The sequence below is a fragment of the Pseudomonas sp. B2021 genome, from assembly GCF_018135665.1.
GTDB classification, from domain to species: Bacteria; Pseudomonadota; Gammaproteobacteria; order Pseudomonadales; family Pseudomonadaceae; genus Aquipseudomonas; species Aquipseudomonas lactis.
On record NZ_SMOF01000001.1, the window covers coordinates 2,362,766 to 2,378,264 of the forward strand.

Consider the following 15,499-nt stretch of genomic DNA (forward strand, 5'->3'; position numbering starts at 1 on the left):
GTGAACGCGAGGGGATATACACTCGGCCTGACATCCTGATGGGTTGTCAGGCCGCTATCGCAGGCAAGCCAGCTCCCACAGGCTGACGTTATTTGCGCTTGGAACGATGAATTCGCATCCACTCCCGATAGGCCACTGTACGCTGCGCATCCGCACGTTTCTTCGCCTCGGTAAAGCGCGCCCACGTCTGCGCATCGCCGCTGTAGGACTCAATGATCTCGTACGCCAACGCATCCAATCGATCCGCTTCAAAAAACATCTCGGCGTTTCGCGCGACCTCATCGTCCCGCCTGTTTGTCGTTGTGTAACCAAGAGTCTGGCTGTTCATCCTCTGAGGCCCTCCGCCCATTGAATCTGTGCCGCGCCACTCCAGCGCACCTGGGTAATGCCGTATTTCTCCGCCATCGGTTTGGACACACGCTTGAACGTGTGTTGTCCAAATTTGGGGATGACCGCCACACCAGCGTCACAACTGGCCCAATGCCAAGCCTCGGCATTGTCCATGCGCGGCGCGCGCACGATGAAAGACTTGGGCTCGCCGTGCAGCTGGTACTCGATAGTGAATAGGTCGTTGTGTTTCATGAGGCCTCCTTGATACTCATGAACTACAGATATTTGACGTCAAAAAAAATTCAAATAAGTTGTCCGACAATTCGATGACTGGGCGCAGGGCGTGGATGAGGCTTAATCATCTACCGTAAAGGTGACCCATCCAGGCCCATCGGCCGGGCGTTCCAGCTCGGCGATCACCCCGCTGACAGAGGAGCCGTCAGGCAAATTGACGGTAATAAAGTTGGGATTGCCGGGCCAATCCAATGGCGTGTCAAAGTCCAAGCGCGCGATGGTCGGTTTCCCGCTGCTGGCCATTTGGATGCTTTTTGATTCGTTAAGGCGTTCATCTGAGGGTGTTCCAAGATGGCGCGAGGCAGTGATGACACTGGCAGTACCTTGGTAATCGTAAGACATGCTGGGTTACCTCATAAAGGGGAGACAACGAAGATCAAATGTGGGAGCGGGCTTGCTCGCGAAAGCGGTGGATCAGTCACATCAATGTTTAATGGACCGACGCCTTCGCGAGCAAGCCCGCACACAGAGGAGCTGCGCTTGACTGGCTGGCATTCGGGATTTGCCGTGTTCATTTGTGACGAGCTGAATATTTGCGCGCAACGACAACGCCACCCACTAGCAGCGCTGCGCCTATTGCAACAATGCCATAGGGCGTACGGCGGGTTTGCCGCCAGCCGCCTTCGACACGACGTTCGCCGCTTGCCGGGGTGTAGAGGTTGCCCGCAGAGGTCGCGGCGCGCTGGCTGCGCTCCAGGCCGAGGCGGGTGAGCCAACCGGATAACCGGGCAAAGCCAGGCAGCAAAAAATGCGCGACGCGGGCCACGGTGGCAGCGCTGCCTACCGTGGTGCTGTCTCTGGGTTGCAGCGCACAGGCCACCATCGCTTGCGCGACTTTATGCGGGTCATAGACCGGTGGCGGTGGCGTCAACTCGTGGCCGGTAAAATTGCCGCCATCGCGAAAGCCCGGTGTGTCCATCACGGCGGGATAGATGTCGCACACATGAATATCCGGGTAGTCAGTCAGCTCGCCACGCAGTGCCTCAGTCAGGCCGCGCAGGCCGTATTTACTGGCGGAGTAGGCGACGGCATAGGGCTGGGCTACCCAACTGCCCAGCGACAAGGTGTTGATCAGAATGCCGCGGTGCTGGGCTTTGAAATAGGGCCACACTACGTGGGCGCCGCGCAGGTACCCGAGCAGGTCGGTTTGCAGCACCTGTTCGTGGGCTTCCAGGGGCGTGTCCTCGAAACTGCCGACCGCACCTACTCCGGCGTTGTTGATCCAGATATCGATGCGGCCATTGCCGAAGGCCGCCGCCTGTTCGGCAAGGGCGCGCATCTGGTCGCCCTGGGTCACATCGGTTTTAACGGCGATGGCCTCGGCGCCACGCGCAGCGCATTCCTCGACGACCTCTTCCAAGGCTTTTTCATCTCGGGCCGCCAACACCAAGCGGGTACTTTGCTCGGCAAAGGCGTGAGCAGCCGCGCGGCCAATGCCACTGGAGGCGCCGGTGATCACCACGGTTTTGCCGTGCAGTTTCCCCTTGGCCTGCATGACGCCAGGCGAATCCTCGGGCACGTGGACGGGCACCGGGTGCAGTTGTAGGCGGGCGCCGTCAGTCAGTATCAGGGTCAAGTTTTCGAGGGTGCCAGCGACGCGGTCGGGAAACACCGGTTCGCCTGTGGCATCGAGCTCATCGTAGATAAACGTCTGGCCCTCAAGCCATCCGACTGCCGTCATCAGTTCAGGGCCCAGGTAATATTTTCCGTCCAAGAAAAACCCGCTGAAGTTCGGGGTGCGCTCCAGGTTTTCCACGGCGTATCGCTCGCCAGGCCTCATTCCGGTTGCGGTATCAATCATCATGACATCCTCCTTTGGCTGGTCTTGGGTAGAGAAGGGCCCGCAAATGATCGTTCAATCCAAATGACTGAATGGCGGCGTCAGTGCCGGTGGGCCTTTTGGGTTGGGTCGGCGATCTGGATAACCGTGCCCTGGCGCCACGCGTCTGCACCGGGTGCGATGGGCGGCGCGGGGATATCGGCGCGAGCCTTTTTCTTTTCGGTACTGTCGATGCCCAGGCGTTTATCTCGCTCGGCGACCATACGCGGGTCGGCCTGGCCGTCAGCGGTGAACCCCATCATCAACTGCGGGACACCCAGGGGCAGGCGTTTATCCAGATCGGTATGCCAGGTGTGCCAGGTCTTGCCGTAGGTGTGCACCAGCTTCTCCATCAGTGCATGCTCCGCCACCTCGGGGATTCCCGGAGCCACCAGTTGCCCTGACTTCACTTCATGCACATGGCTATGCCACAGCGCCTTCTCAGGCGCGGGCAGCGTGTTGAATTGCGCCTCGCTGATGATGTACTCCACGCCCATCAACTTGGCATCCTTGCGGTTGCCGTCGTAGATCACGCACTGGATGACCTCCTCGTTGAGGATTGCACAGTAGTGATGGGCTTCCATTTGTACATCGGGATGGCCGTTGTAGAAGTGAAAGCCGTCCAGGTAGGCGTTCAGTGCGTCAATCGGTGGGCGAGATTGCAGCAGGGCGGCGCCGGCTTCCAGCGTTCGGGTCGAGGGCTTCGTGGGTTTTCCGGGGGCCTCGACATTCGAGGGTGAGTTGTTGCCAGCGCAGGCGCTGAGCAGGGCCAGCATCGCTACTGCGGCTAAGGGTTGGGTGGGGTTGTCAGTCATGGTCGGCTGCCTCCTGTTGCCGGTGTGTTCACGCTCGAGGATCAAAGCCAGGTTTAATCCTGTTCTCGTTGGAAAGACGAGCGTGCGGAGCGTTCAAAATGCTTTGAGTTGAACACTCACGCATGTGGCTTGCCGGCGATGACGGCCTCCCAGCCGGCCCCTATCTATCTGATGCCCCGCGATCAAACTGTGGGAGCGGGCTTGCTCGCGAAGGCGGCCTGGCAGGCGACAAAGTTGGATTGTGTGCATATCCATTGCTGCGGTAACGGCCACTTAGGGTTCCGCCCTGACGGCGGCTCACTTTCGAAAAGCGCGAAAGTAAGCAAAGCGCTCTTGCCCCACCACTCGGCACCTCGCTTAGGCTCGGTGTGCCCGAACGCAGGCTTGAATCCGTGGGCCGCCGCCACGCGCCATCCATGGCGCGGGGCGGCTAACCCGGCGTCCTGCCGGGTTACCCACGAATTCAAGCCTGCGTTCGGCCAGCGTGGTTTAACGGGGCGCCTGAGATCAAAAGCAGAGCAAGATCAAGAGCGGCTCGCTTCGCATCGTGGTTACCTTTGAACGCTACAGCGTTGTGCCAAGGCACGCAGGCCCACGCAGACCTACGTAGGCCTCAGATCGGGCCGCTAGAAGAACCGGAAGAATCCGCCTCCCGCTCGCTGTCATCAACCGCGTTAGGCTGCCCCAACTTGCTGTATTGCTCGCGCAATTTCTGCAGCTCTCGCGACCCGAGCTTATCCAGGCTCAACGCCGCATTGTGGGCTTCTTTGGTGGCACGAATCAGCTCGTCCAGTTTCAGATGAAGAATATCGTTGTCGCGGTTCTGGGTATTCTGGATCAGGAACACCATCAGGAAGGTGATGATGGTGGTGGAGGTGTTGATGATTAACTGCCAGGTGTCGTTGTATTGAAAATAAGGCCCGGTGAGCGCCCAAACAGCAATCAAGCTGACGGCTGTCAGAAAGGTTTTTGAGCTGCCCGCCTGGTTGGAGAGTTTTTGGCAGAATTTCGCGAACTTCATGGTGCTGTCTCCTGGGGGATGTTCCTCTGTAGACCCCAGCAGATTTTCGAAATTCTTTTTTACAAATCGATTTTTTTTGACAAAAATCAATCAGCAACACCCCTCTGCACAGGAGCGTTCAGCATGTCGGTCGCTGCTTCTATCGTTGAATACCTCAAGCACCATCAATTGGTCATCACGACGGCGGAGTCGTGTACCGCAGGCAAGATCATCACCTTGCTTTCCCAGGTCGACGGCAGCGGTTCATGGATCGAAAGCGGGTACGTGGTGTATTCGCCAGAGGCGAAACAGCGGCTGTTAAACGTACGCCCTTACACCATCGAAACGTTCAACCTCACCAGTTGTGAGGTCGCCCAGGAAATGGCCCAAGGCGCGCTGCGCGACAGCCCCGCCGATGTGGCGGTCGCCACCACTGGCCTGCTGGGGCCGGATGGGATGGACGGCATTCCTCCAGGCACTGTCTGTTTTGCTTGGGCTTATCGAAACGGCGGGGCACTGAGTGTGTTCAGTCGCAAGGAACACTTTATGGGCTCTCGTGAGCAGGTGCAGTTGGCCGCGTCTCTTCATGCATTGAAATGGCTGCCGCATTTTCACCAGCGGGCGTTGGTGGGTGAACGCGCCTAATGCTGCCAAGTGCGCGCGTTTACGGCTGCGGTTCGATGTCCAGCAGCAAGTCGCCATTGGTTAAGGACTTAGCCTCCTGCACCACACCACGATAGGCCTGACCGTTCCATTCAAAGCTAATCCAGTGGGCCTTCAGCAATTGCGCGGGCCATGGCGGCGCAAGCCGCAACTGCACACCGGGCGCAGCGCGCACAAGCTGCGCCATGCACTCGCTGGCGAGCGTGTTCACACCGAACAGCGTGTCTTGCAGGTATTCAATGTTGACCGGTTGCAGCGTTGCGTCAGTAGCGTCTGGCATATCTGTTACCCCACCGATGACAGCCAGAAAGACTGCCTGGCGATGACCATTTCTTCACGTATTTCCCGCACAAGCCGGTTGATCCCGGAAACACCGTGGTAGTGGGCGCGGTTGATGTTGGCGATGGTGAATTGGTCCATACCGTGCGCCGTTACAGTGACTGAAAGGCTGCCGTCCGGGTTGAGCGCGCACTTGACCGCGCACTTGGGAAGGCGAGCGGAAAGGGCCGTTTCGATTTCGGCTTTCGTTAACGTATCCATGAGTTCACCGCATAAAGGACTCAGCGCGTTAAGGCTAGCTCAGAATCAGTTGGCGTAAATACTGGCAAGGTAATGGCTGCTTGGAGGCCGGTGTTTTACCTTGTCCCGATGAGCTCGCATTGCTTTAGCTTTCGATAATGCCGTACAGATTTCTGGCCCTTTCTAGGAGCGTTCCTAAATACGCCGGCTGAAGCTCTGCCGATAATTCGCACATCCCCACTTATGTGTGCTCTGCCATGTCCTTCCTACCTATTCGTGTTCTGGTCATCGAAGAACACCCGTTCAAGCGGCTTGTTGCCACCCAGGTGTTCCGAGAGGTCGGGTGTGAAGAGGTGGCCGCCGTTGCCGATGTCGCGGCGGCCGTTGAGTTGCTCGAGCGTACCGGGCCTGTCGATATCGCCTTGTGCAACTTGAAGGACGAGGGCGCACACGGCTTGAGGGCCATCGAAGTGCTCGGCCGTGGCCACTTGGCTAAAGCGCTCATTATGTTCAGCGCCCATGGCACGGACCTGCACGATGCAATTGATCGCATGGCAGGCCTGTTGGGCATCAGTGTATTGGGTTATGTGGACTTCCCGGTGCCAGCAAGCGCCATTGCGCCTATGCTCAGCCGCTACCTGGAGAGGATTGGGGCGCCGACAAAGCAGGCGCGCCGAAGCAGCCGGTCTGGGTTCTTGAGCAAGGCCTGCGTGGCTGGGGGTTTTTCAAGGCATGAGTTCAAGGCGTTTTTCCAGCCCAAGTTCAATTTGAGCACGGGGCAGGTGCGCGGTTTTGAAGTGCTGGCGCGTTGGCAACATCCACAATACGGCCTGTTGTATCCGGCAGATTTTTTGCCGTTGCTCGCTCAAGTTGGCGCGTTGGATGAACTGTTCTTCGCGCTGTTGCAACAAGGCCTTGAGTTCTTGCAGCAGTTGGCAGAGCAGGAGCAGTTCCTATCGCTGGCGTTTAACCTGGAGTCCGACCAGCTCGGTCATGGCTTATTACTGCCGCGTCTTTGCGACTCACTCCAATCCCACGCCATTGCTGCGTGTCGTCTGACGTTTGAAATCACTGAATGCGGCCTGCTGGAAGTTTCTCCCGCCGTGCTCGACACCCTGATACGACTGCGCATGATGGGTGCCGGCCTGTCGATTGATGACTTCGGCACCGGCTATTCCTCGCTGGAGCGCCTGTGCCAGTTGCCGTTTACCGAAATCAAACTGGACGCCGCATTTACCCGCGATCTTCAAAGCAGTGCGCGCAACCGTGCCGTGGTCAGTAGCACATTGGCACTGGGCGAGGCACTGGGCATGCGAGTGGTGGTGGAGGGCGTCGAGAACGAAAACCAGCGCCTGGGATTACTGAAGCTGGGATGCAACGAGGCCCAGGGCTATCTCTGTGCTCGTCCCATGAACGCTGCGCGCGCGTTGGCCTGGCTGGCGACCCAGTTGAACTCGCGCAGCAATATTTGATGTCAATCAGGAGGGCTTTTATGTCCAATCCACGTTTGCGGATCGCGTTGGTAGATAGCGATGCCACCCGGCGAATGAGTATTGAAAAAGACCTTGGCCATTTGGGATACCACCGCGTTGTGCCTGTCGATTCCCTCAAGGTGTTGATTACGTTATTGGATAACGCAAGGGATGTATTTGATCTGTTGGTGATCAATGAAGAAACCGTGCACGCGGCGGGCGCACAGTTTAAGCAAATGCTTGAGGAGTACGCGTGTGTCAGACACTCATTGATTTATCAGGGCGTGACCCTGCAAGCGTTTCCCGATAATCCAGTCACGGCGCAACGCTGCGGCTTTATTGCCTCCGGTGTTCCGGACCGATCGATTCTGGCGCGCGTCATGGATCGGGTGGATGTGCAAATAAAACAGCGCTCGGGCAGACCGTTGCTGGAATCCAATTAATCCTGATGTGAGCTATTGCACGCTTTTCGCGGGACCCGCCACCGCCTCAGTTTTATGCTTTTAGTCCCATTCCTATTTGCTTCTTTTTAGGCACTGATAAGCTTTTTCGCTGAAACAATCTCGGGAAATTCTTTGTCATGATCTTAAATGCCGCCGTGCCTAACGAGTTCAGCGCCCTGCGCGTGATCACGTTGGCAACCGACCCTGCGTGTGTCTTGCGCCTCGCCTCTGCGTTGGGTGGCATGGGGGTCACGCCGCTGGCCACGGTCGCCTCGCTGGAGGCGCTGCAGGCGTGGTTAAGCGCGCACCGCGTGGACATCATCGTGTGCGAAATCCGCTCCGAGTGTGGCGATGGCCTGATGTTGCCAAGTGTGCTCAAAGCACTGCATGACGCGGGTACGTTAATGCAGTTTCCGAGTATTTTCTGGACCGGCGAAACCACCCTGAATGTGCAGGAAAATTTGATCGAAGCAACAGTTACACCGGCGTGCGAAGCGCCCGCTAAGCAGTTGTGGGTCAAGCACATGGGCGGCGTAGCCATCAGCGCACTGGAATCCCATTCGCGCCTGGCGCAGTCGGCGGGAATCAGCGTGCAGATCTTGCGTGACGGTGGCCCGCTGGAGCTGGGCGATGCCTTGCGCACGGTGCTGCTGACCCTCGCTCAACCGGACCCCAAGCTGCAGGCCATGACGTTTGAGTCGCTGGCTGAGGATGAAGTCATCAACGCCCTGACCACCGGCGAGGGATTGCGCTTTGTCTTTCAGCCACAGTTCGAGTTGCTGAGCCGGCGCATCGTCGGCGCTGAGGCGTTGGTGCGCTGGAAGCACCCGCGCTTTGGTGAAATTCCGCCTGCGGTGTTGATGCCGCTGGTCAACCGTCTCGGCCTGGACCTGTTGCTGTTCAGCCTGGTGGAGATGTGGACTCTGCGCGTGATGCTAGCGTTAAAGCGCGAAAACATTACGATCCCTATCGCGGTGAATGCGTCGGCCAAGACCCTGTGCACCCCCAATTTTGCCGAGCGCCTGGCCTTGCGCATGCGCCAGGCAGATCTGCCGAGCCGCTTGCTGAAAGTCGAACTGACCGAAGATGTGCAGGAGCCGGATGAGCTGCATCTTTCGGCGTCATTGACGACTATTCGCGCCAAGGGTTTTCAGGTTTCGCTGGATGACTTCGGCAGCGGCGCAGCCACTTTCAAGCTGTTGGCGAACCTGTCGTTTGATGAAATGAAAATCGACGGCTCGTTTGTGCGCGGTGTCGAGCAACACGCCTCGTCACGCAAGGTGATCGCCGGCATCGTCAACTGGGCACGTCTGCTCAACCTGAGTCTGGTGGCGGAGGGGATCGAGGACGAGTCCACGATCCCCCTGCTGCACCGCCTGGGTTGCCGGGTAGGGCAGGGCTATGCGCTGGCGCGCCCGATGGAAATAGACGCCTTCTTGAACTTTGTGATTGAGCGGGAAAAGAACGGCTGAGGCTGTAAAGTTTGGCGGGCAAGTAAGTATTGGAACTTGATGTGTGTAGGTCAGCTCTTGGTTTTTAGGAGTTTTCTTATATTAAGTTTTTCGCAGATCTATTAAGTTTTATACCGTTGTTATTGTGAAGAATTGGCGCATTTTTTAACTGCGATGGTGAGCCTGTGCGCGTTAAGTTATAGGGAGTGAGCGTGTGGCGTGTGATGTTCAGTTGCACGGATGTAATTGATGAAATGGATGAGTCTGAGAGGACCTTAACTTATTCAGAGTGAGGCAGCGTCGTTGTCCATTTTTTTGCACGCTATACAGAGTGTTCCGTCATTTATGAAACGCCTACAAATTGCTTTGCTGGATGATCATGCAATCGTGCGGCATGGTTTGGTCAATCGGTTGGTACAGGAACCTGATTTTGAAGTGGTGGGGGTCTACGCTCGCAGTCGTGAGTTGATGGCCGGCCTGCTGACACACCCGGCCGAGGTGTTGTTGCTCGATTTTGTGCTCGGCCCTCATGAGCTGGATGGCATCCTGCTGATCCGTGCCCTGCGGGTAAAGTACCCGGGCTGCCGAATCCTGGTGTTTTCCACACACCATGACGCGGCCACGGTGATTCTTGCCCTGCGCGTCGGTGCTCGTGGGTTTATCGGCAAGGGTGAAGACATGAGCCAATTGATCAGCGCAGTGCGGCTGGTGGCTTCGGGCGCTGTCTACCTGAGTGCCGACATGGCCTATCGGGTGGCCGAAGCCACGGCGGTCAACTATGACGGTGAGGAGCAATCACGCGATGACGCGATGCGTTTTGTCAGCCTGTCTGCGCGGGAGCAAGAGGTGATCCGCTGTTACCTGGCCGGCATGACCATCACCGAAATTGCTGAAAAATTCAGCCGCAGTATCAAGACCATCAGTTCGCAAAAGGCCTCGGCTTTTCGCAAGTTGGGCGTGATGTCCAACAACGAGCTGTTTCGGATCAAGCACATCATCGAGAGTGTTTAACGCTAAACGCAGGCCACGCCGACGCGCGCAAAAACAGCGGTAGGCGGGCGTGCCCTTTGGCGGTTGTTGCATATACTCCTTGAAGTGCCGTAATAGCTGTCCCTGTTGTTTGACCGCGCCACCTAAGCGGGGCCAAGTGGGTTCGAATACGATGAAACCTGTACGCATTGCTCTATTGGACGACCACGCTGTTGTTCGGCATGGGCTCGCCAACACCTTGGCGGCCGAGGCCAACTTTGACGTGGTTGGCATTTATGAAAAAAGCCGCGACTTGCTCGCCGGCCTGGTCAGCGCTCCGGCTGACCTGCTGCTGCTGGATTTCTCCCTGAGCCCCGACGAGATGGATGGCGTATCGCTGATCCGCGCCTTGCGGGTCAAGTTTCCCAGTTGCCAGATCCTGGTGTTGTCCGCCCATCATGACCCGGCTACCGTGGCCCTGGCCATGCGGGTCGGTGCCCGTGGCTTTGTTGGCAAGGGCGAGGACATGACGCAAGTGGTCAAGGCCATTCGCAAGGTAGTCTCCGGCGCGGTGTACCTGAGCACCGACATGACGTATCGCCTGGCGGAAACCGTCACCAGCGAGACGCGCAAAGACCCCAGCGAAGCCTCGGATGCCCTGGTCCAGGCCGAGCTGACCAGCCGTGAGCAGGAGGTGATCCGCTGCTATCTGGCGGGCATGACCGTGAGTGAAATCGCAGAAAAATTCAATCGCAGCATCAAGACCATCAGCACCCAGAAAACCTCAGCGTTTCGCAAATTGGGGGTCACCTCGAACAATGAACTGTTCAAGCTCAATAAAATCATCGGCTCACCATGAGGCGATGGCGACCGGGTGCCCTCTTATTCATGTTGCTGATGCTGGATGCCGCGCTTGCCTGTGCGGCGCCGGTTGAGCTGACGGAGCAGGAGCGGCTGTGGATAGCGCAGCATCCGGTCCTTCGAGTGGGGGTGATGGAAAACCTGGTCCCCTTCGAGTACATGAGTCGTGGCGTGCTGCAGGGGCGGCCGGTGCAGTACCTGCAATATGTGCGCGATGCCACGGGGCTTGAATTCACCTATGTGCCGGTCAAGACCCGGGCTGCACGTGAGCGCATGCTGTTGGATGGCCAGGTAGACCTGCTGTCTTCGCACTTTCGCTTTCGTGACGAGCCGCCTATCGAGGATCTTACCGCGCTGGTCTACGACACTACCGTGCCGATCATCGTGACCCGTGTCGACGACGCCGATATTTTTGACCTTGACCAGCTACAAGATAAAACCGTCGTGATCCCCGATGTGGAGTATTACGAGCAGTTGCTCAGAAAAAGGGCACCCCGAGCCACTCTGATCAAAAGCCCCCAGGCCTTGGCCATGCTGAACACCCTCCGGGACGGTGGTGCCGATGCAGTCGTGGCCTCCGAAGCCTTCTTGATGCCCTATTTGTATCGACAGTTTCAGGGCGTGCTGGAAATTTCTGGCGTGGTGGGCAGTAGCATGTTGGATGTGAACATGGCGGTGCGCACCGATAACGCCATGCTGGCCTCGATCATTGGCAAAGCCCTAGGCTCGATCAGCCCCTCACAGCAGAATGCGATGTACGAGCATTGGTACCGGGACCTGGAGGTAGATGCGCCGACCCTGTGGGACATCGCCAGCCATTACTTGCACCTTTTGATTCTGGGCATGTTGGCGTTGATTGGCTTGTGTGTGCTGGTCTATCGCGGTTACCGCCAGCAGCGGCAGGCCGAGCGGAACGAGCAGGAAAAAACCATGTTCCTGGCGGTGATGGGTCACGAAATACGCTCGCCAATGAACGCCGTGCTGGCGGCCATGGAGCTGCTGTGGCACACCCGACTCAATGACCAGCAGCGCCACTTCGCGCACTTGGCCAACAGCGGCGCCAATATGCTGGTGCGCTTGCTCGATGATGTGCTGCACCGGCCGGATTCAGGGGCCAAGGCGTTACGCCTGACACTTGAGGCGACGGATGTCATCGCGCTGGTGCATGGCGTAGTGGGCTTGCATCGCCTGCGTGCGGGGGAAAAACACTTGAGTCTGAATGTGAGCGTGCAGACACCCCTGCCGTCGTTGTGGCTTGACCGTTCGCGGCTGACGCAGGTGTTTCATAACCTGTTGTCCAACGCCATCAAGTTCACCGATACCGGCGCTGTTGACATCACCCTGCGCCTGGAAGACTTGCTGGACGGTAAGCATCAGTTGCAGGTTGAAGTCCGCGACACCGGCATCGGTATGGGCGAAGCGGTGCAGGCCTCTTTGTTCCGGCCTTATGCCCAGGCGAGTCAGTCCTACAAGCGTGCGGGAGGCAGCGGCCTGGGGCTGATGATATGTCGGCAATTGGTCGATTTGATGCAAGGCTCGCTGACCCTGCGCAGCGAGCCGGGAGTGGGGACGTGTATCAACCTGTACTTGCCCGCAACCCTTGCCCCTGAGGCCGCTGAACCGACGCGAGCCCCGGCCCCAATGCCTTTGCATGTCACCGATGGTTTGCAGCTGCTGGTGGTGGAAGACACCCTGGCCAACCAGGAAGTGCTGCGGGCGCAAATCAGCGGGTTTGGTTGTGTGCCAGTGATTGCCGCCGATGCGGCCCAGGCCCGCGTGCGGTTCGCTGAGAGCGCTTACGCGTTGGTATTGATGGACTGCGACCTGCCGGATCAGGACGGCTACAGCCTGGTCTGCGAACTGCGGGCGCTCGAACAGCAATGGGGGCGAGCGCGCTGCCCGATCATTGCCATTTCCGCCTTGACCGGCGAGCAGCACCTTCAACGCTGCCTGGCGGCGGGCATGGATGGGGCGTTGAGCAAGCCCATACGTCTGGGGCAGTTGAGTGACGTGATCGAGCAGTGGTGCGGCGTCACGTTGGCGGCACCGCGTGCCAGCTTGATGGCCCCTACACTTGATCAGGCCGCTATCAACCGTGAGATGGCGGCTGACCTGGGGAGCCTGCTCAGGGCGATGGCGCTCTGTGATCGCCCTTCGGCCATCCATGTTGCCCATCGGTTACACGGCGCGGCACTGATCATCGAATGGCCGGCCCTGGCCCAGGCGGCCGCGCACATGGAGAACCTGTTGCGGGCAGAGGAGGGCTGGGGCAACCCGGTTTACGTGCACACGCTTCAGGCGTTGGTTCAGCACTGGCGTGCCGCGAGCGAGGAGACCCCGCTGGACATGCTGGCCATGGTCGCGCCGCCGCCGATGACGCAACCATGAGGGTTGCACGGTTGCGCCTGCTGCTGGGGTGGTTGCTGCTGGCAAGCGCGGGCCTGGCCGATGCGCAGGCCGACCCGCCGTCGATGACCTTGACCCAGCAAGAGCGTGACTGGATCGCCGCCAACCCCGTGCTGCGTGTCGGTGTGTTCGACAACCTGCTGCCCTTCGAGTACATCAGCGACGGCCAGTTGCGTGGATTATCGGCCAAGTACCTGGGGCTGATTGCGGCGCGTACCGGCCTGCATTTCCAGTCGGTGGTCACCGGCAATCGTAGCGCCCGCAAGGACATGCTGATCAGCGGCGAGGTGGATATCTTGCCGACCCGGCGCCGCGATGACGATCCGGTCAAGGACCTGGGCATGCGCTATACGACGCCCTACAACACCAGTTCCACCATCCTCGTCAGCCGCTTTGGCCAACAGCCATTCGTGGACCTGGAACAACTTGCCGGCAAACGCCTGGTGATGTTGGGGCGCGAGGGGTATCAGGCGTTTTTGCAGCAGAAGGTCCCCGGCATAACGGTGATCTCCGGCCAGAACGCCGTCGACATCATGGCGATGGTCAAGGACGGTCGGGCGGATGCCGCCATCGCCTCTGAATGGTTACTGATCCCCTATCTTTCCCGGCAGTATCAGGGGGTGTTGCAAGTATCCGGGGTGGTGCCGCAATTGCACACCGGCGTGAGCATGGCGGTGCGTGACAGCGACGAGATCCTGTTGTCGATCCTGGAGAAAGTGCTGGGGTCCATCAGCAACGATGAGCGCAAAGCGATCTATGACGCCTGGTTCGATGACATGAACCTGGACATTCCGACGATCAAGGACATCGCCGAGCATTTCCAGGGTGAGTTGTGGCTGTTGCTGTCGGTGGTGCTGCTGTTGATCGCGTTCGCCTGGCAAAGCCGTCGTCAGCGCCGCCAGGCCGTGCAGAGCGAGCGGGAAAAGGCGATGTTTTTGGCGGTGGTCAGCCATGAAGTGCGTTCGCCGATGAACGCGGTGCTGGCGGCTATCGAGTTGTTGGAGCACACACCGCTGGACGAACAGCAGCGCCACTTCACTCAATTGGCCAACAGCGGCGCCAATACCTTGCTGCGGCTGGTGGATGACGTGCTGGACATTTCCAGGATGGAGGCCGGGCAACTGAGCCTGACCCTGGAGCCTGTGGACCTCTGGGCCTTAGTCCAGCAGGTGGTGGAGGAGTATCGCGCCGGCGCCGAAGAAAAAGGCCTGTTGCTGACATTGAGTGGTGAACGCCCCAGCGGCCCCTTGATGCTGGAGGGCATGCGCTTGAGTCAGGTGCTGCGCAACCTGATCTCCAACGCGGTCAAGTTCACCGAGGTAGGCGGGGTAGAGGTGCAGCTCAAGGTGGTTGAATGGCCAGAGGTTCCTGTGCCGCACGTGCTGATCCGCATCATCGACAGCGGCATTGGCTTGTCACAGCAGGCGCAGGCCAGCCTGTTTCGGCCCTATGCACGGGCCAAGCATTCTTACAAACGTACCGGTGGTAGCGGGCTTGGCCTGGTGATTTGCCGTCGCCTCGTGAGGCTGATGTCGGGTGAGCTGACCCTCAACAGCACCCAAGGCGTGGGTACTGAGGTTGAAGTCAAACTGTCCGTCGAGTGGGCCAAGACCCTGGATATACCCCAGGCTGAAGCGGCGCCGGCCCAAGTGGAGGGTAACGGTGCACACGTGTTGGTGGTGCAGGCGCCTGTGACCGGCCAACAGACACTGCCTGCACACCTGCAAGCGCTGGGTTGTAGGGTGTTGCTGGCGGTTGATGGCGCCCAAGGGTTGACGCTATTCAATGTGCGACGGGTCGATATGGTATTGATCGATTGCGACTTGCCAAACAGTGAAATCGAGCCGCTGGCGGGCGCCTTTCGTGAGTTGGAGCAGGTGTTGCAGCGTGCCCATTGTCCGCTTGTAGCTGTCGCGGGCTTCAGCGATAACGAGCACCTAGAGCGTTGTTTTGATGCGGGGCTCGACGGGGTGCTGGTCAAGCCGGTTACACCAGCCAAGTTGCAGCAGATGATCGAGCTTTGGTGTGACATGCCGCAAGGTCCGCTGCCGGCAATGCCCAAGGAAGAGTCAGAGGAGGAGTCGCATATCCTGCGCACGGCCTTCAACGACTTGATCGAGGCACTGGCCTTGCGCGAGCGAAGCCAAGCGTTGCAGGCAGTTCAGCGTCTGCACGGGGCGGCGCTGGGGCTGGAGCGGGACGACCTGGTGAGCACTGTCGAAAGCCTGGAACGGCTATTGCGCGATGAGCGTGACTGGCCAGCGCAGCAGATAGCCGAGCGTCTCAGCGTGCTGCTTGGTCAAAGGCCTGCGCCAGCATAGCCTCGTTGCTGTACCCGCTCGTTCTCACAGGTGGGGCTTGCCTTAATGCCGTTCAGTTAAGCGTATATCGCCCTCTGTAGGAGCGAGCTTGCTCGCGAAAAACGTCAACGATAATGTGTGCTTCCTGAATGAACGC

At 58.8% G+C, this 15,499-nt stretch carries 16 protein-coding genes; 8 read left to right on the top strand and 8 right to left on the bottom strand.

Annotated elements, in window-relative coordinates:
- Positions 1–88: 88 nt before the first annotated feature.
- From E1K68_RS10735 to E1K68_RS10760, 6 genes are all read right to left on the bottom strand, one after another.
- Entirely contained in the window at positions 89–328 is a 240-nt protein-coding gene (locus tag E1K68_RS10735) for a hypothetical protein (RefSeq protein ID WP_032892362.1), read from the bottom strand.
- Positions 325–582 (bottom strand): DUF6555 family protein, encoded by a 258-nt coding sequence (locus E1K68_RS10740; protein ID WP_003190423.1) that lies wholly within the window; start codon positions 580–582, stop codon positions 325–327. Before E1K68_RS10740 ends, E1K68_RS10735 begins: the two co-directional genes overlap by 4 nt.
- A gap of 102 nt (positions 583–684) precedes the next feature.
- Positions 685–966 (bottom strand): hypothetical protein, encoded by a 282-nt coding sequence (locus E1K68_RS10745; RefSeq protein ID WP_032900539.1) that lies wholly within the window; start codon positions 964–966, stop codon positions 685–687.
- Between the two features lie 169 nt (positions 967–1,135).
- Entirely contained in the window at positions 1,136–2,425 is a 1,290-nt protein-coding gene (locus E1K68_RS10750) for an SDR family oxidoreductase (RefSeq protein WP_057710185.1), read from the bottom strand.
- 80 nt (positions 2,426–2,505) lie between these two features.
- Positions 2,506–3,258, bottom strand: coding sequence for an OBAP family protein (locus E1K68_RS10755; protein ID WP_034135307.1), 753 nt, complete (start codon positions 3,256–3,258; stop codon positions 2,506–2,508).
- Between the two features lie 613 nt (positions 3,259–3,871).
- Positions 3,872–4,279: a low affinity iron permease family protein gene (locus E1K68_RS10760; RefSeq protein WP_003190428.1), complete on the bottom strand. Its 408-nt coding sequence runs from the start codon at positions 4,277–4,279 to the stop codon at positions 3,872–3,874.
- A gap of 123 nt (positions 4,280–4,402) precedes the next feature.
- Here E1K68_RS10760 and E1K68_RS10765 point away from each other — a divergent pair, with 123 nt between their 5' ends.
- A complete protein-coding gene (locus E1K68_RS10765; protein WP_212614886.1) occupies positions 4,403–4,903 on the top strand; it encodes a CinA family protein in 501 nt (166 codons plus the stop codon).
- 19 nt (positions 4,904–4,922) lie between these two features.
- On the opposite strand, the gene E1K68_RS10770 is transcribed toward E1K68_RS10765, so the two are convergent.
- Both E1K68_RS10770 and E1K68_RS10775 read right to left on the bottom strand, forming a co-directional pair.
- Positions 4,923–5,201: a hypothetical protein gene (locus tag E1K68_RS10770; protein ID WP_003190432.1), complete on the bottom strand. Its 279-nt coding sequence runs from the start codon at positions 5,199–5,201 to the stop codon at positions 4,923–4,925.
- A gap of 5 nt (positions 5,202–5,206) precedes the next feature.
- A complete protein-coding gene (locus E1K68_RS10775; RefSeq protein ID WP_003190434.1) occupies positions 5,207–5,461 on the bottom strand; it encodes a hypothetical protein in 255 nt (84 codons plus the stop codon).
- Positions 5,462–5,697: 236 nt separating this feature from the next.
- On the opposite strand from E1K68_RS10775, the gene E1K68_RS10780 reads away from it, so the two are divergent.
- The 7 genes from E1K68_RS10780 to E1K68_RS10810 all read left to right on the top strand — a co-directional run bounded on the left by E1K68_RS10780 (position 5,698) and on the right by E1K68_RS10810 (position 15,363).
- The gene (locus E1K68_RS10780) at positions 5,698–6,912 is read left to right on the top strand and encodes an EAL domain-containing response regulator (protein WP_078467742.1); all 1,215 of its coding nucleotides are present in this window, start codon (positions 5,698–5,700) and stop codon (positions 6,910–6,912) included.
- Between the two features lie 20 nt (positions 6,913–6,932).
- The gene (locus E1K68_RS10785) at positions 6,933–7,355 is read left to right on the top strand and encodes a hypothetical protein (protein ID WP_032892354.1); all 423 of its coding nucleotides are present in this window, start codon (positions 6,933–6,935) and stop codon (positions 7,353–7,355) included.
- Between the two features lie 137 nt (positions 7,356–7,492).
- Positions 7,493–8,827: an EAL domain-containing protein gene (locus E1K68_RS10790; protein ID WP_212614065.1), complete on the top strand. Its 1,335-nt coding sequence runs from the start codon at positions 7,493–7,495 to the stop codon at positions 8,825–8,827.
- Positions 8,828–9,151: 324 nt separating this feature from the next.
- Positions 9,152–9,817, top strand: coding sequence for a response regulator transcription factor (locus E1K68_RS10795; protein WP_003190440.1), 666 nt, complete (start codon positions 9,152–9,154; stop codon positions 9,815–9,817).
- 151 nt (positions 9,818–9,968) lie between these two features.
- Positions 9,969–10,634, top strand: a complete 666-nt coding sequence (locus E1K68_RS10800; protein WP_003190442.1) for a response regulator transcription factor — start codon at positions 9,969–9,971, stop codon at positions 10,632–10,634.
- A 29-nt stretch (positions 10,635–10,663) separates the two neighbouring features.
- The gene (locus E1K68_RS10805; RefSeq protein ID WP_212614066.1) at positions 10,664–13,024 is read left to right on the top strand and encodes an ATP-binding protein; all 2,361 of its coding nucleotides are present in this window, start codon (positions 10,664–10,666) and stop codon (positions 13,022–13,024) included.
- Complete coding sequence (locus E1K68_RS10810; protein ID WP_212614067.1) at positions 13,021–15,363, top strand: transporter substrate-binding domain-containing protein; 2,343 nt, start codon at positions 13,021–13,023, stop codon at positions 15,361–15,363. Before E1K68_RS10805 ends, E1K68_RS10810 begins: the two co-directional genes overlap by 4 nt.
- Positions 15,364–15,499 lie beyond the last annotated feature (136 nt).